The 16,480-nt window shown below is 56.3% G+C and carries 11 protein-coding genes; all 11 read left to right on the top strand.

Annotated elements, in window-relative coordinates; translation table 11 throughout:
- The first annotated feature begins 237 nt into the window (after positions 1 to 237).
- The 11 genes from dnaA (at position 238) to thiS (ending at position 16,479) form a co-directional block, all read left to right on the top strand.
- On the top strand, positions 238 to 1,653 hold the full coding sequence (gene dnaA / locus ABDK75_RS06175; protein WP_046901506.1) for a chromosomal replication initiator protein DnaA: 1,416 nt from the start codon (positions 238 to 240) through the stop codon (positions 1,651 to 1,653).
- A 96-nt stretch (positions 1,654 to 1,749) separates the two neighbouring features.
- On the top strand, positions 1,750 to 2,874 hold the full coding sequence (dnaN, locus tag ABDK75_RS06170) for a DNA polymerase III subunit beta (protein ID WP_046901505.1): 1,125 nt from the start codon (positions 1,750 to 1,752) through the stop codon (positions 2,872 to 2,874).
- A gap of 10 nt (positions 2,875 to 2,884) precedes the next feature.
- Positions 2,885 to 3,988 carry a DNA replication/repair protein RecF gene (gene recF, locus ABDK75_RS06165; protein WP_346005239.1) on the top strand — a complete coding sequence of 368 codons (1,104 nt, stop codon included), beginning with the start codon at positions 2,885 to 2,887 and terminating at the stop codon, positions 3,986 to 3,988.
- Between the two features lie 82 nt (positions 3,989 to 4,070).
- Positions 4,071 to 6,515, top strand: coding sequence for a DNA topoisomerase (ATP-hydrolyzing) subunit B (gene gyrB / locus ABDK75_RS06160; RefSeq protein ID WP_099212412.1), 2,445 nt, complete (start codon positions 4,071 to 4,073; stop codon positions 6,513 to 6,515).
- Positions 6,505 to 7,323: a DUF3108 domain-containing protein gene (locus ABDK75_RS06155; protein WP_211498109.1), complete on the top strand. Its 819-nt coding sequence runs from the start codon at positions 6,505 to 6,507 to the stop codon at positions 7,321 to 7,323. The genes gyrB and ABDK75_RS06155 overlap by 11 nt, the downstream gene beginning before the upstream one ends.
- A gap of 77 nt (positions 7,324 to 7,400) precedes the next feature.
- Positions 7,401 to 8,735, top strand: a complete 1,335-nt coding sequence (glmU, locus tag ABDK75_RS06150) for a bifunctional UDP-N-acetylglucosamine diphosphorylase/glucosamine-1-phosphate N-acetyltransferase GlmU (RefSeq protein ID WP_346005238.1) — start codon at positions 7,401 to 7,403, stop codon at positions 8,733 to 8,735.
- Positions 8,735 to 10,561: a glutamine--fructose-6-phosphate transaminase (isomerizing) gene (gene glmS, locus ABDK75_RS06145; RefSeq protein WP_346005236.1), complete on the top strand. Its 1,827-nt coding sequence runs from the start codon at positions 8,735 to 8,737 to the stop codon at positions 10,559 to 10,561. Before glmU ends, glmS begins: the two co-directional genes overlap by 1 nt.
- A 93-nt stretch (positions 10,562 to 10,654) precedes the next feature.
- Positions 10,655 to 13,642 carry an FAD-binding and (Fe-S)-binding domain-containing protein gene (locus tag ABDK75_RS06140; protein ID WP_346005235.1) on the top strand — a complete coding sequence of 996 codons (2,988 nt, stop codon included), beginning with the start codon at positions 10,655 to 10,657 and terminating at the stop codon, positions 13,640 to 13,642.
- Positions 13,639 to 15,219 (top strand): hypothetical protein, encoded by a 1,581-nt coding sequence (locus ABDK75_RS06135; protein WP_346005234.1) that lies wholly within the window; start codon positions 13,639 to 13,641, stop codon positions 15,217 to 15,219. Before ABDK75_RS06140 ends, ABDK75_RS06135 begins: the two co-directional genes overlap by 4 nt.
- A gap of 52 nt (positions 15,220 to 15,271) precedes the next feature.
- Positions 15,272 to 16,240: a glycine oxidase ThiO gene (gene thiO / locus ABDK75_RS06130; RefSeq protein ID WP_339407610.1), complete on the top strand. Its 969-nt coding sequence runs from the start codon at positions 15,272 to 15,274 to the stop codon at positions 16,238 to 16,240.
- A gap of 41 nt (positions 16,241 to 16,281) precedes the next feature.
- Positions 16,282 to 16,479 carry a sulfur carrier protein ThiS gene (gene thiS / locus ABDK75_RS06125; protein WP_211502714.1) on the top strand — a complete coding sequence of 66 codons (198 nt, stop codon included), beginning with the start codon at positions 16,282 to 16,284 and terminating at the stop codon, positions 16,477 to 16,479.
- Position 16,480: the final 1 nt, after the last annotated feature.

Below are 16,480 nucleotides of genomic sequence, written 5' to 3'. Positions count from 1 at the left end.
CTCTGCAGCACTTCTGAACCTTTCGTGTTCCAGCTTGCTTCGGTCTGACCAGAAGCCTATCCTGTCAGATCAAGTCAGTGCCAGAGGCTCTGTTTTCTCCGGGAAGCGTCAGCTTTTTCTGAAGCGCCATGCAGCTTGTGTGGTCACTTCCCGTTGAGGACGTATTCACCCTGCGCGCAGGGAATCAAGACAGACGCCCCGCAAGTCCCGGGGCCGAAATGAAAGGGGGTACCATAGGTGGAAAACGCTCAGTATCTGGACGCCAGCGCCTCCGCCCCCGGCTCGTCGAGCCCGCTGGAAACTTCCTGGCACAGGGTTCGCGAGAAGCTGAAGGGCGAGGTCGGTGAAGTCGAATACCGCACCTGGCTTCGTCAGATCGTTCTTGGCCCACTGGAGGATGGTGAACTCATCCTTTATCTGCCGACGCGCTTTCTGAGAGACTGGGTTCGCAGCCAATACGAAGAGCGTCTCCAGACCCTGTGGCGTACCGAACGGCAGGACGTGCAGGGCATTGAACTGCAGGTCAAACGTGGCCTACCTGAAGTCCTTCCATCAGTTGAGACGGACGGTGACAGCGTCATCGAGGAAGTGACAGCGCAGGTCGCAACCAGTCATGAGGTTCGCAGCGATCTTGCTGTTCCGCTGGACCCACGCTTTTCTTTCGATACGTTCATCGTCGGCAAGCCAAATGAGTTTGCCTATGCCTGTGCACGTCGTGTGGCCGAAAAACCATCCAGCCCCGGTTTTAATCCACTCTTCCTGTATGGTGGCGTCGGCCTCGGCAAAACGCATCTTATGCATGCCATTGGGTCTGAACTGACGAAGACGGGCAATGTCTCGGTTGCCTATATGTCAGCTGAGAAGTTCATGTACCGCTTCATCGCGGCGATCCGCTCGCAGTCCACCATGGAGTTCAAGGAACAGCTTCGTTCCGTGGACGTGCTGATGATCGACGATCTTCAGTTCCTGATCGGCAAGGACAATACGCAGGAAGAGTTCTTCCATACGTTCAATGCCCTTGTTGATGCCGGACGTCAGATCATCGTCAGCGCAGATAAAAGCCCATCCGATCTGTCGGGGCTTGAAGACCGCCTGAGAACCCGGCTCGGCTGCGGCATGGTCGCAGATATTCATGCCACCACCTTTGAATTGCGTATTTCCATTCTGGAAGCCAAGGCGAAAGCCTCAGGCACGCATGTTCCGTCAAAGGTGCTTGAGTATCTTGCCCACAAGATCACATCGAACGTTCGGGAGCTTGAAGGCGCACTGAATCGCCTTGTCGCACACGCCGATCTGGTCGGGCGCCCTGTCACACTGGATACGACGCAGGATGTCCTCAAGGACATGCTGAAAGCGCATGATCGTCGCGTCACAATCGAGGAAATCCAGCGCAAGGTTGCCGAGCACTGGAATATCCGCCTGACGGACATGTCTTCTGCGCGCCGTGCACGTGCTGTTGCTCGCCCACGGCAGGTGGCAATGTTCCTCGCAAAGCAGCTGACAAGCCGCTCTCTTCCCGAGATCGGACGCAAGTTTGGCAATCGTGATCACACAACCGTCATGCATGCGGTCAATCGCGTTGGTGAACTGATGGAGCAGGATCCGTCCTTTGCAGAAGACGTCGAACTTCTGCGCCGGATGCTCGAAGGTTAAGGAAGACGACAAGTCGCCTTCGGTGCCTTTCACCGGAGGCGGCTGTCTGCTAAGAAACGGCAAAACTTAAAGACTGCCGACCCAGGGAAAAAAACGATGAAATTCAAGGTTGACCGCACCCTGCTGCAACGGGCCCTGGCGCATATTCATGGCGTTGCAGAAAAGCGGAACACCATTCCCATTCTGGCGAATGTTCTCTTGTCCTATGAAGGCGATGTGCTTCGCCTCACGGCCACGGATATGGAAATTGCGGTCGTCGAAGACGTTCCGGCAGCAGGTGAGCGTCTGGGTTCCACCACAGTCCCCGCAGCCGTACTTTTCGAAATTGTGCGCAAGCTGCCAGACGGCGTGGAAATCGAGTTCGATCATCCGGAAAGCGACGCCCCCCTCGCATTGCGTGCGGGCCGTTACGCGACGAGCCTCAACGTTCTTCCAGTTGATGACTTCCCGGCCATGGTTGCTGGCGATCTCCCCCACCGCTTCCGCATTCCTGCAGGAACGCTACGTGGCCTGATCGACCGGACGAAATTCGCGATTTCCAACGAAGAAACGCGTTATTACCTGAACGGCATCTATCTGCACGTTACGGAAAGCGGCGCCATCCCGATGCTCCGTGCCGTCGCAACGGATGGACATCGCCTTGCGCGCGTCGAGACCGAGCTTCCGGAAGGCGCACGTGGCATGCCGGGCGTTATTATCCCGCGCAAGACCGTTGCTGAACTTCGCAAGCTACTGGACGAGGGCGCTGCGGATCTGGAGGTTTCCCTTTCAGATACACGTATTCAGTTTCAGGCTGGCCCTGTCCTGCTGACGTCCAAGCTGATTGACGGCACGTTCCCGGAATATGAGCGCGTGATCCCTAAGGGCAATGACCGCATCCTGCGCATCACGAAGAAGGATTTCGCTGCTGCGGTAGGTCGCGTTGCTGCCATCAGCCAAGAGCGCTCCCGCCCAGTCAAGCTCTCTGTCACGCACAACATGCTGACATTGTCGGCCATCAGTCCCGATCAGGGCGTGGCACAGGAAGAGTTGGACGACAGCACGGTCACGTATGACGCGCCTCCGATCGAAATTGGCTTTCAGGCACGGTACCTGACGGACATCACGGATCAGATCGATGTTGAAGTCGAGTTTGCTTTCGCAGATAGCTCAGCTCCAACGCTGGTTCGTGATACAGCATCACCTTCTGCATTGTATGTTCTGATGCCGATGCGGGTCTGATCGGTCCGCATTGAGACTAACGCGCCTTGCCCTGACGGATTTCCGGAATTACCGGCATTCCGTTTGGAAGCCTGAGACAAATATCTCCGTTCTGACCGGCCAGAATGGCTCCGGAAAGACCAATCTTCTGGAAGCCGTTTCCCTTCTGGCTCCTGGACGAGGCCTGCGAGGCGCGCCTCTTCAAGCACTGTGCCGCACAGATGCCGATCACTGGGGCGTTGCTGCAACGCTTTCTCATGGGATCGACCAGATTATTCTTGGGACTGGAGCAAACCTCTCCGAGAACGGCCGGCGTTCATTCCAGCTTGATGGTTCTTCCGTTCGGTCTCAGGCAGAAATTGCTCAAGTCTTCTCCTGCGTCTGGCTAACGCCACAGATGGATCGGATTTTTCTTGAAGGTGCGGGCGGCAGGCGGCGCTTCCTTGACCGTCTGGTCATGGCACTTTCTCCGGATCATGCCCGGCAAATGACCGCTCACGAGCGATCAGTTTCCAGTCGTAACCGCTTGCTTTCAGAAAGACCGGATGAGGAGCTCTGGCTCACGTCGCTGGAAGATTCCATTGCCCGTCATGCGGTCGCCGCGTCAGCCGCCCGGCTGGCGCTTGTGGAAAGCATGAACACTCACCCCTTCGACAGTTCCGATTTTCCAAAAAGCCGCCTGCATCTTGACTGCCCCATTACGCAACAACTGATGATCAGCCCGGCTTTGCAGGTGGAAGACTGGTTGCGGGCAAAGTTAAGGGACAGTCGGCGGGAAGATCGCCTTAAAGGCAGTACATCTTTGGGTGCCCATAAGGCGGATTTTCTTCTTTTTGATCACACCACAGGACGGTCTGCCGAACTCTCAAGCAGCGGGCAGCAAAAAGCCATGCTTTTAGGGGTCGTTCTGTGCCATGCTGCATTGATCGAACAGAGCAGGGGCAATGCACCTGCCATTTTGCTGGATGAACCGCTTCTTCATCTGGATGAACCCAGACGGAACGCACTTCTGTCCAATCTTAGCAAGCTGAAAACGCCGGTTCTCCTGACCGGAACAGATCCTGATCCGTTTTCCAGCCTGATCGAAAAAGCGGGCTTTTTCAGCGTTCAGGATGGCCATATCCAGCCCGCATGATGTGTGCGCTCTGGCCTCACGGCCTGTGACACGCTATAGTCATACAACAGTTTTTCAGAGTTCCACGGAGACCGCCTCGCGCATGTCAGAGACCCAGAACCAGCCGGAGATTCCAGGCGCAGACGGTGACGATTACGGCGCCTCCTCGATCTCGGTACTGAAGGGACTGGACGCTGTCCGCAAACGCCCCGGCATGTATATCGGTGACACGGATGATGGCTCCGGCCTGCACCACATGGTGTTCGAAATCATCGATAATGCCGTTGACGAAGCCCAGGCCGGACACGCCACCCGCTGCATCCTGACACTCAACGGAGACGGCTCCGTTTCCGTACGTGATGATGGCCGCGGCATCCCCACAGACATGCACGCGGAAGAGGGCATCAGCGCCGCTGAAGTCGTGCTGACCAAGCTGCATGCTGGCGGCAAATTCAACCAGAATTCCTATAAGGTTTCCGGCGGTCTGCATGGCGTGGGCGCCGCTGTGGTGAATGCTCTGTCCGAATGGATGGAAGTTCGCATCTGGCGGAATGGTCTGGAGCACAAGATCCGCTTCCAGCACGGTGAACGCGATGAAGCCCTGACGGTTGTAGGACCGTCAGATGAGCCACGCGGCACATTAGTGACGTTCAAGCCAAGCAAGCAGACCTTTACAAGGGTCGATTTCGAGCTTTCCATTCTGGAACGTCGTGTTCGCGAATTGGCATTCCTGAATTCCGGGCTGGAAATCATCCTGCGCGATGAGCGTCACGCTGAAAGCAAGGAACTTCGGTTCTTCTACGAAGGCGGCCTGAGTGCTTTCGCGGAATGGCTTGATGCGTCCAAGACCTCGATTGTTAACCCGCCGATCACCGGCCTCATTGATCATACTGAAAGCGGTATCCGCGTCGAGTTCGCTCTGACGTGGAACGACAGCTATCACGAGACAATGCTGTGCTTTACCAACAACATTCCGCAGAGAGACGGCGGCACACACTTGGCTGGCTTCCGTCAGGCATTGACGCGGGTTGTTGGTAAATATGCAGAAAGCGTTGCCAAGCGTGAAGCAGGCTCGCTAACGGGTGAGGACATGCGTGAAGGCATGACCGCCATCCTGTCAGTCAAGGTTCCGGACCCGAAGTTCTCGTCCCAGACGAAGGACAAGCTGGTGTCGTCCGAGGTTCAGCCGGTCGTTCATGCCACGGCAGCTGACTCGATTTCACATTGGTTTGAGACGCACCCAAAGGAAGCCAAGGCGATTGTCGCCAAGATCATTGACGCAGCCAGCGCCCGTGAGGCTGCCCGTCGTGCGCGTGAACTGACGCGCCGTAAGGGTGTGCTCGACGTTTCTTCGCTGCCTGGCAAGCTGGCTGACTGTCAGGAGCGTGATGCGTCCAAAGCAGAAATCTTCATCGTTGAGGGTGACTCTGCAGGTGGCACAGCCAAGCAGGGACGTGACCGTCGCTTCCAGGCCATCCTACCGCTGCGCGGCAAGATCCTGAACGTTGAGCGCGCCCGTTTCGACAGAATGCTTGGGTCTGCGGAAATTGGCACACTCATCACGGCGCTCGGTACGGGCATTGGTCGTGGTGAAGTCGATCAGGGTGGCTTCTCGGCTGCCAAACTGCGCTACCACAAGATCGTCATCATGACAGACGCCGACGTGGACGGTTCCCACATTCGGACGCTGCTTCTGACGTTCTTCTTCCGGCAGATGCCAGAACTGATTGAACACGGGTATCTTTACATCGCCCAGCCGCCACTCTACCGGGCCAAGCGTGGCCAGGAAGAGCGCTACCTGAAGGATGATGCTGCGCTGGAGCAGTATCTGCTCGACAAGGCTCTGGCAAATGCTTCGCTACGCTTCGGCGATGGCCTTGAGCTCACGGGAGAAGAGCTTCGTGAAGAAGTCCGCTTCCTGATTGCAGCGGCACAGAACCTGAAAAATATCGCAACCAAAATCCCAGTGTGGATTTTGGAGCAGGCGGCTGTATCCCGCGTGCTTGATATTGATCCAGCAGCGATCAGCGATCGTATTCCAGAGTTCCAGCGCCACCTGGAAGAAGCGTCACCTGCCAATGAACGTGGCTGGAAAGTTTCACTTTCCAGCACGGGCATTGAATGTGCCCGCTCTGTACGTGGCGTCAGCGAGATCTACCGTCTGGAGCAGAGCATTCTGAAATCTGCTGAAGCACGCTGGCTTGCTTCGGAAGGCGAGCGTCTGGCACGTGACTTCATGACGCCAGCCATACTTCGTCTGGACACGCAGGAATTTCCGCTGTTTGGCCCGTCCAACGTCATGGACCGGATTTTTGCTCAGGGCCGTCGTGGTCTGACAATCAACCGGTTCAAGGGCCTTGGCGAAATGAATGATGAGCAGCTCTGGCACACCACACTTGATCCTTCGACCCGCACCCTGCTGCAGGTCAAGGTTGGCGATGTGGAAGAGGCTGGCCAGGTGTTCTCCACGCTGATGGGCGACGTGGTCGAACCACGCCGAGACTTCATTGTGGGTAATGCCCTCAAGGTTGCCAACCTTGACGTTTAAGGGCCTTCGCGCGCTGGCCGCAGCAGGAGTGCTGCTGGCTGGCTTCGCGCCTACAGCTCATGCGGCCGGACAGGTCAACACAACGTTCGCCATTTATATGCGCGGACTTCATGTGCTTGATGCAGATGCCTCATATCAGATCGAACCTTGGGGCTACGGCGGAACAACGCATATCAGACCGGCAGGTCTGATCAGCTGGTTCGTGACGATGGACATTCATTCCCGCGTCGAGGGCGACTTCGTTCCGGGCGGAAACGTCAAACCCATCCGTTATGACAGCGGAGGGCTATCCCGGGGCCAACATCGGCGTGTTCTGCTGACCTACAATGGCAACACGCCGCATGTAGACATTCTGGAGCCTGCGGAGACAGACCGAGATCCCATTCCGGACAGCGATCTTCCCCATACCATTGATACGCTCAGTGGAATGGCGCGACTTCTTGAGACCCTGACCCAAACGAAAAGCTGTGAGGGGTCTGGCGTTATTTTTGATGGGCTGCGTCTGACAAAAATGACGGTGCATGGTCCCGTTACATCTGACATTCCTCAAAGTCATAAGCAGGCCTATTCCGGTCCGGCGCTTCGCTGCGACTTTGTCGGCCAACAGATTGCAGGCTTTGTAAAAGACTCTCCAAATCGCTCGAAAATGGCCGCGCCACAGCCCGGGTCAGCCTGGTTCAAAGAGATCGATGGCGTTGGACTTGTGCCAGTGCGGATCGAATTCAATCATCCCAAGCTTGGGCACGTCACTGTTGTCATGCAGCAGCCACTTCCACCTTCAAAATCCACCGCCGTCCTTTCGCAATAAATGGCAATCGGAAGTGATGGAGCCTAACTCAACCATCGTTTGACGGATTGGCGTGGTTTGGATACCCGGAACGGAACATGACCAATACCGCACGCCACACCACAGCCATCATCCTTGCAGCGGGCCTCGGCACGCGGATGAAATCACGTCTTCCCAAGGCTTTGCATCGCCTTGGAAACCGCCCGATGATCACACATCTCATCGATACGGCCCGAAAAATCTTTGACGACGTCGTTGTCGTCGTCGGACCGGATATGCCTGAACTGGAAAAAGCCGTTCAGCCATACCGAACAGTCGTTCAGACCGAACGTCTGGGCACCGCACACGCGACCAACACTGCAAAAGACCTGTTCGGAGACGGCGACATCGCAGTTCTCTACGCAGACAACCCGCTCATCACAGCCGATACAATGCGTCGTCTCACGGAAGCCCGGCAGGGCGGGGCGAGCCTAGCACTTCTTGGGATGCGCCCGACCAATCCAGGTCGTTATGGACGCATTGTTGAAGAGCAGGGCCGCGTCAGCCGAATTGTAGAATACAAAGACGCAAACGAGCAGGAACGCGAAATCACACTCTGCAATGCAGGCGTCATGTGCGCAGGTGCCGCAGATTTCCGGCGGTGGCTGGCCGCTGTTGGCAACGACAATGCGCAGGGTGAGTATTATCTGACCGATGTTGTCGCAATGGCCGCTTCGGAAGGGCGCGTCCAGTGCGTCGAAGCGCCCGAGACTGAGCTGGCTGGCGTCAATTCACGTGTAGAGCTTGCCCAGGCAGAAGCCACGCTTCAGCAGCGCCTGCGCATTTCTGCGATGGAAGGCGGCGTCACACTTGTCTCTCCAGAAACCACATTCTTCAGCACCGACACCTGCCTGGAGCCGGATGTCGTCGTTGAACCAAATGTCTTTTTTGGCCCAGGCGTCACGGTTCGCAGCGGTGCCCTGATCCGTGCATTCTCTCATCTTGAAGGCTGCACGGTGGGCGAGGACGCCATGATCGGCCCCTATGCACGACTAAGACCCGGAACAATCTGCGCTGCTGATACCCATGTCGGTAATTTCGTGGAACTGAAGAATGTCGATCTAGGCCCTGGCGCAAAAGCCAATCACCTGACCTATCTGGGTGACGCCTCCGTAGGTGCACAAACCAATGTTGGAGCAGGGACCGTCACCTGCAATTACGATGGATACTTCAAGCACCGGACGACGATCGGCGCCCGCAATTTTATCGGCTCTGATGCCATTCTGGTGGCCCCCGTCACAATTGGCGATGACGCGTTGATCGCTGCGGGAAGCACCATCACGGAAGACGTCCCGGCCGGAGCACTCGCTTTCGGGCGCGCTCGCCAGACAATCAAGCCAGACCGCGGACTTGAAATCAAACAGACCCTTAAAGCCAAAAAGGAGCAGGGCTGATGTGTGGAATTTGTGGCGTTGTAGGCCATCGTCCAGCCACCCCGATCGTCTTCGAGGCTCTCCGCAGGCTTGAATACCGCGGATATGATTCCGCAGGCATCGCCACGCTTACAGCGGACGGCACGATTGACCGCCGACGCGCTGCTGGCAAACTTGATAATCTTGAAGCTGTTCTGAAGGCTGATCCGCTAACTGGCACCACGGGCATCGGCCATACGCGTTGGGCCACGCATGGCGCACCGACAGAAGCCAATGCCCATCCCCATGCGGCAGGCCGGGTTGCCATCGTGCATAACGGCATCATCGAAAACTTCGCGACATTGAAGGCCGAGCTTGAAAGTGAAGGCCGGATTTTCCTGTCCGACACAGATTCAGAAACAGTCGCCCATCTCGTCGATTTCTACCTTGATCAGGGCAAAGCACCGCGTGATGCCGCTTTCGCGGCCATCAAGCGTCTTGAAGGCGCTTATGCCATTGCGATCATCTTTCAGGGTCATGATGGTCTGCTCATCGGCGCACGCCACGGTGCGCCTCTCGCAGTGGGTTACGGCGACGGCGAAATGTTCCTTGGCTCCGACAGCCTTGCCCTGGCGCCTCTGGCAAGCCGCATCACCTATCTGGATGATGGAGACTGGTGCGAACTGACGCCCGGGAATGTCATCATCTTCAACGGGGACGGTCAGGAAGTCAGCCGTCCAATCCAGAACATTGCGTTCATGGCGGGGCAGGTCGGCAAGGATGGCTATCGCCATTACATGGAGAAGGAACTGCACGAACATCCGGTCGCCATCGGCCAGACGCTTCAGCGCATTACGGACCCAGCGTCCAAGACAATTGCCCTGCCAAAAATGCCGTTCGATCCGGCACAGGTACCCCGTGTCACAATTACAGCCTGTGGGTCTGCTTTCTATGCGGGCATGGTCGGGCGCTACTGGCTTGAATCACTCGCTCGCGTTCCGGTGGAAATCGATGTGGCGTCTGAAATGCGCTATCGCGATGCACCACAACCAGACAAGGGCGTGGCGCTGCTGATTTCCCAGTCTGGAGAGACGGCAGATACACTTGGCGTCCTGCGCAGCCTCAAGAAGGCAGGACAGAGCATTGTGTCGGTTCTGAATGTCGAGCATTCAACGATGGGCCGCGAAAGCGATCTCGTCCTGGGCATGGTTGCTGGTCCGGAAATTTCTGTAGCCTCAACCAAGGCTTTTACGGCACAACTCTCTGTTCTTGCAGCTCTTTCTATTGATTTTGCACGGGCTCGTGGAACGATCGACAAGGCACGGGAAGAAACCCTGACAGCAAGCCTGCTTGATTTGCCGTCCCGGGCCGCCGAAGTGTTCACACGCATCGAGGCCATTCAGGAAATGGCGCGCATTATCGCAGAAGCACGCGATGTTCTGTATCTGGGTCGCGGTATCTGCACACCGATCGCATTCGAAGGCGCTCTAAAACTCAAAGAAATCAGCTACATCCATGCCGAAGCTTACGCAGCTGGTGAACTGAAGCATGGTCCGATCAGCCTGATCGATAGAACCGTTCCGGTTGTCGCGATCGCTCCATCAACCATCCTGTTCGATAAGACACTTTCTAATCTTCAAGAAGCCAAGGCTCGCGGTGGGCGTATTCTGGCCTTTACAGATGCGGCTGGCGCCAAGCGCCTGGAAGGCGTCGCGGAGCATGTTGTCATCCTGCCGGACGTCGATGCGTTCGTTGCCCCCATTCTCTATGCTATCCCAGTCCAGATTCTGGCGTATGAAGTCGCTCTTCTGAAGGGTACGGACGTCGACCAGCCTCGCAATCTGGCGAAATCTGTCACGGTGGAATAAGGACATTTTCTTTCCGTGAGGAGGACTTTCCAAGACGCTTCATTTCGTCGAGGATAGTCTTCCAACACGCTATACGACCGGGGAGAAACGAACATGGGTGGCGATGCAGATCTGACAGGTGTGGCCGGACGCTCCGGCCTCTATCTTGCCGCATCTGAATTGCAGATCCGCGATGTTTTCCTCGCAAAACTGGCTGCCGAAGGCTTTGAGGGTGATGTCACACCTCAGGTGTCTGCCCGATTAGTCGGGGCGACAGACAACAGCATTTACCAGCGCCTTCCACTGGCCGTCATCTATCCCCGAACAACCGAAGACCTGAACCGTGCCGTGCGCGCGGCAGAAGACGGCTCTCTCACACTCGCCATGCGTGGAGGCGGCACAGGAACCAACGGTCAATCCCTGACTGCAGGGATTGTCGTTGATGTGGCCCGATATCTGGATCGCATTCTGGATTTTGACCCTGACACTGGGCACGTAACCGTCGAACCCGGCGTTGTTCTGGCCAGACTGAATGCCTTTCTCAAGCCCCACGGTTATTTTTTCCCGCCTACAGTTTCAACTGCGACCCGTGCCACGATCGGCGGAATGATTGCGACCGACGCTTCAGGCAAGGGCTCTCGTATTTACGGCCGCACATCCGACTACATTGAGACCATGGATGTGGTGCTATCGGATGGCAGTGACCTCCATGTTGAAAAACTGACCAGCGACGCTCTTGAGCACAAGAAGACCGATAGCGATCTCTCTGCGCGGGTCTATCGCGAAGTGTACCGCGTGGTGACAGAGCAGGCGGACGAAATCCGTCGGGTCTTCCCAGACATGAACCGGGGGCTGACGGGTTATAACCTCGAAAACGTTCTTCTTGAGAATGGCCAGTTCAGTCTGGCTCGCCTGCTGGCGGGTTCAGAGGGAACACTGGCCCTAACGAAGCGTGTTGTGCTGCGTGTTCGGAAGCTTCCGAGATATCGGCAGCTTCTCGTCGTGCGCTACGCCAGTTTCGACAGCACCCTCCGAGACGTCCAGACCATTCTTCCAGCCAATCCATCAGCAGTAGAAGTGCTGGATGACCGTGTGCTGGAGAAAGCGTCACAGGATATTGTCTGGCAATCCCTGGAAAGCGTTCTTGGTGCCCGTTCAGAGCAACCCGTACGGGGGATGAGTTTTGTTGAGTTCGTGGGAGATAACGCAGACCATCTCCATCAACAGATGCAGGAAGCCGTTACCCTTCTTGAAAGCTCTCCTTACGAAGTCATTGACTATAAACCTGTTTCTGATCAGTCGATCATTAATCAGCTCTGGACCCTGCGTGAAAAATCCGTAGGGCTTCTCGGCCGTCCGGATGGCCGCAAACAGGGCGTGGCTTTTGTCGAAGACACAGCCGTTCCACCAGAAGCCCTAGCTGATTATGTATCTGAGTTCCGGGGCATTCTCGACGGATACGGATTGTCTTACGGCATGTTTGGGCATGCCGATGTTGGCTGTCTGCATGTCCGTCCTTTTCTGGATATGCTGTCCGAACATGATCGAGCCCTGATCCGCCCGATCTCCGATGCCGTGGCCAACCTGACCAAACGCCATGGTGGGTTGTTGTGGGGGGAACATGGGCGTGGTTACCGCGGAGAATTTTCGCCTCTTTTCTTTGGGGAGACACTCTTCACAGAGCTCTGCCGCATCAAAGAAGTCTTTGATCCCAAAGATATTTTTAATCGTGGGAAGCTTGCGCCCGTTGGCGTCAAATATCCAGTAGACCGGATAGACGGCATTCCGTTCAAAGGTCAGTTTGACGAGCAGATTTCCTCAGATCTGCGAGATGACTTCAGCCTCTCTGTGAGCTGCAATGGAAATGGGGCCTGCTATAATCGCGAACCTGACATGGCCATGTGTCCGTCCTACAAGGCTACCAAGGACAGGCTTCAGTCACCAAAAGGCCGAGCGACCTTGCTGCGAAGCTGGGCGCGACTGAATTCACTCCCTGATAGCGCCGCTGACAAAAATGCGCTTCCCGAGCTGACAGCCGAGCTCAAAGCCAGTCTGGACACATGCCTGTCCTGTAAGGCCTGTGCTACGCAATGTCCGATCCGGGTGGACATTCCATCCATGCGGTCGAAGTTTCTGGACCTTTATTTCCTCACGCATCGCCGCCCGGTGAGGGACTATCTCGTGTATTGGCTCGAGCCCCTCCTGAAGGTAGGCCGACAGATGCCGACGCTCGCCAATATTCTGATGCAGAACCCGATCTCGACTGTATTTCTCAAGCAGTTGGGGTTTGTCGATCTTCCAAAGATCAGCCCCGCAAGACTGCCCAAAAGCACGCACGTCAGCACAAAATGGCTTGAACAAGCAGGAAACAATGACCGGTCGGTTGTTTTGATCCAGGACTCATTTACGGGAAGCTTTGATGGCGGTGTCATCGAAAGCGCATATACGCTTCTCAAATCTCTTGGGATGGACCCGCGCGTCACGTCCGTTTGGGATAATGGCAAGGCCAGGCATGTACGAGGATTTCGTAAAGGCTTCTCAGCCACTGCTCGCAAGACCCTGAAGCAGCTCAAGAATATCGCTCGTCACGGCGTACCCGTTATTTCTCTGGATGCCGCTACAGGTCTGATGTTTGAGCAGGAATATCGGGATGTCGCAGGGTCGGAAGCCATCCCAACCGTGCTTTCACTGGAAGCCTTTCTGAAACGCCAGATCACCAAGGGCATCATACCTTCAAAAGCGGTAAAACCTGACACAGCAGCATTGACCATCATCTCACATTGCACAGAGCAGGCTGTACGCCCGGGAAGTGCTGAGGACTGGACGGTCATTCTGCGACATTTGGGCGTTCAGGCAGATGCGGGCAAAGCTGGTTGCTGCGGGATGGCGGGCCTGTTCGGCCATGAGAAGGAACATGCAGATCTGTCCGCCAGCATTTTTGCCCAGAACTGGGCCAGCAAGGCGGAAGGCAATATTCTGGCAACGGGCTTCTCCTGTCGTTGCCAGACAAAGCGTCTTGCCGGACGGCGGCCTGCTCATCCAGTCGAAATACTCGTATCTCACCTTCAGATAAAAAATGAGAAAGCCTTCTCAACCCAATGATATCAAAAATATTTTTTGGAAATTTTTCTTTTAGAAACGGCTATTTTATTGCTTCGGTCATAGGGCTAACGCTTTATCTCGTTCTAGCGGTTTACGTCTGCTCGCTGTGGCCCAAGACATCGGATCAGGCGTCCTATTTCCTTGCGGGGCTGGATGTACTGCATGGAAACTGGCGCCTGCATGATTGGGTTCTGACCCCGCCGGATTTCTGGACGTCCGATATCCCTCTCAGCGCCGTCCTGAGCGGACTATGGCACCTGTTAGGCAGACCGGCAGGCAGCCCATTTCTTCTGATGGTGCAACCCGCAATCCTATGGGTCGGCGTTGTCGCGTCAGCTTTCTCGGTGGTTTTTCTGCGCTTGCGAGGCATTGAGGAACGCCTCGGCGCAGCGACCCTTCTTTTGCCAGTGCTTGCCTTTCCCCTGATGCGCTCTCCGATGGCGTATTTCATCACGCTGTCTGCCATCCATATGGGCGCTCTGATTTACGGTCTTTGGGCACTTCACTGGGCTGACCGGTTTCTCTCATCGGGCTCCTACCGGTCACTGGCGGCCTTCGCAGTGCTACTGTGCCTCGGGGTGATTGGAGATCCGTTACTCGCAGTGACAGGAGCGGGGGCGATCATCGCCTACGCTTTTCTGGCTCAGCACTTTGCTCTTCGCCAACGTGGGCTTTTGGTCCTCGCATCCATGGCAAGCACCGTGTTGGCCAAAGCCATTCTGCACATCAATGCCGTGACCGGCGGCTTTGTCACGGAGCCGTTGGAAACCCGCTTTGCACCATGGGAACAACTGAGCAGCAACTTCGGGACATCCGTTCGCTCCATCCTTCTTCTCTACGGAGCAGAACCCTTCGGGCAGGCCGTAGCATCCACAATACCGGAATGCCTCCGGCTTCTTCTCGTCGCCCTCGCTCTTACTGCGGCTTTCAAGATTGCCCGATCAGGATGGCAGAGCAGGGGCCAGATTGCCGCATTCCCCATGATGCTGCTTCTGTCCGCCGCCCTGAATTTCGTGGCGCTCGCTCTCAGCAACCGCATCGCTTTAGATGGCAGTCCCATCGCTGTCGCGCGTTATCTTTTCCCGCTTTGGATTGATTTGGCCTGCCTCACAGCGCTTGTCTGGCCGAAGAAAGGCTTAGCCGTGAGTCTGGCAGCCATGATCCTGGTCGTCACCCTCATTACGGATTGCCGGAACCTCCCAGCGCATTCGACTGGCCTTTTAAGTTCCGATGATAACCAGCTTCTCAGCCGACTTGAGCGCGACCTCCCTCCGGATGGTGTTGGTTCCTGGTGGAGTTCCGGCAATCTGGAAGTGGCCTCTCTCGGAAAAATGCACATTTACCCCGGGATGAAGCAAGGGAACGGAACAGTTGCGCCGTTCGTGCACATTCGCAAGAAAATGGATTGGCATGACTTTGATGGAAAAGCCTTTTTCGTCCTGATCCCACACCCGGAAGAGACCTTCGGGGAAGCCGAGGCCGTGCGCACATTTGGCACTCCGGCCAAACGTCTGACGGAAGGGCGCTATACGATCTTTCTGTACCCAGCCGATCATCTCCCCGTGCGCGCCTCCTGACCAAACAGTCAAGCCATGTTAAACACGTCCCGCTTTTACGAGGAGGACGTGGATGACTGGACCTCGCATTCTGGTTCGAGGGGCTGGCGTAGCCGGAATGGTCACTGCTGTGGCTTTGGCGGAACACGGCGCGCACGTCACAGTTCATGACATCGGCGGCCGGGTTGGCGCTGGTGCCTCGTGGTTTGCAGGCGGCATGCTGGCGCCTTGGTGTGAAGCAGAATCAGCACCAGACGAGGTCACTCAGGACAGTTTAACGTCGCTCAATTGGTGGAAAGCCCACGTTCCAGACGTTGTGCGGGCAGGCAGCCTCGTCGTCGCGCCACCTCGCGATACACCAGAGCTAAACCGCTTTGGACGCCGCACCAGTCACTTCGAAATCCTCAACGCTCCCCAGATTGATGCGCTTGAGCCAGATCTTGCAGGCCGTTTCGATAAGGCGCTCTTCTTTGCGGAAGAAGGTCATGTCGATCCTCGCAAGGCCCTGCTGGCTCTGGCTCAACGCCTCAAGCAACAAGGTGGCCAGGTCCTGACTGTTCAGGCGATTAACGATGATGAATTCGATTGGGTTGTTGACTGTACGGGCGTAGCGGCCCGGACCATGCAAAATGACCTTCGAGGCATGCGTGGGGAGATGGTTTTGCTACGCTGTCCGGAAATCAGCCTTCACCGACCTGTTCGCATGCTGCATCCGCGCATTCCGGTCTATATTGTACCGAGGGCAGACAGCGTCTTCATGGTCGGGGCCACTATGGTCGAAAGTGATGATACGCGCGGCATTACGGTGCGTGCCGTGACCGAACTGCTCAATGCGGCCTATACGCTGCATCCTGCTTTCGCGGAAGCCGAGCTTCTGGAGGCTAATGCTGGCCTCCGACCAGCCTATCCTGACAATGTTCCGAGGGTGAGGCAGAACGGGAAGTGCATCTCCCTTAATGGCATGTATCGTCATGGTTTCCTGTTATCGCCCGCGCGTGCACAAGAAGTCTGTGACATCATTTTCGGAACGGATCGGGCCTGAGACCCTTTCTTCCTCTTATACCCCTGGATGGGAGAGACATCATGCAGATCACCGTGAATGACGAACTCCATGAAGTTCACGCGCGAACACTTGGCGCGGTCCTTGATGAACTGGGCTACGGCAAGGCGCGCGTGGCGACGGCCCTGAACGGTTTTTTCATTCCAGCCAACCAGCGGAGTGCACAAACGGTGGAAGAGGGCGCCGTCCTCGAAATTCTTGCCCCCATGCAGGGAGGCTGAC

It is taken from the genome of Gluconobacter sp. OJA, assembly GCF_039638325.1.
GTDB lineage: Bacteria > Pseudomonadota > Alphaproteobacteria > Acetobacterales > Acetobacteraceae > Gluconobacter > Gluconobacter cerinus.
The sequence above is the reverse complement of the archived record's forward strand: the minus strand, read 5'-3'. Positions and strand labels throughout refer to the sequence as shown.

Excerpts from the sequence above, each read along its gene's own strand:
- dnaN (WP_046901505.1), top strand. The coding sequence starts at position 1,750 with ATGAAATTCAAGGTTGACCGCACCCTGCTGCAACGGGCCCTGGCGCAT.
- gyrB (WP_099212412.1), top strand. The coding sequence starts at position 4,071 with ATGTCAGAGACCCAGAACCAGCCGGAGATTCCAGGCGCAGACGGTGAC.
- glmU (WP_346005238.1), top strand. The coding sequence starts at position 7,401 with ATGACCAATACCGCACGCCACACCACAGCCATCATCCTTGCAGCGGGC.
- glmS (WP_346005236.1), top strand. The coding sequence starts at position 8,735 with ATGTGTGGAATTTGTGGCGTTGTAGGCCATCGTCCAGCCACCCCGATC.
- ABDK75_RS06140 (WP_346005235.1), top strand. The coding sequence starts at position 10,655 with ATGGGTGGCGATGCAGATCTGACAGGTGTGGCCGGACGCTCCGGCCTC.
- ABDK75_RS06135 (WP_346005234.1), top strand. The coding sequence starts at position 13,639 with ATGATATCAAAAATATTTTTTGGAAATTTTTCTTTTAGAAACGGCTAT.
- thiO (WP_339407610.1), top strand. The coding sequence starts at position 15,272 with ATGACTGGACCTCGCATTCTGGTTCGAGGGGCTGGCGTAGCCGGAATG.
- thiS (WP_211502714.1), top strand. The coding sequence starts at position 16,282 with ATGCAGATCACCGTGAATGACGAACTCCATGAAGTTCACGCGCGAACA.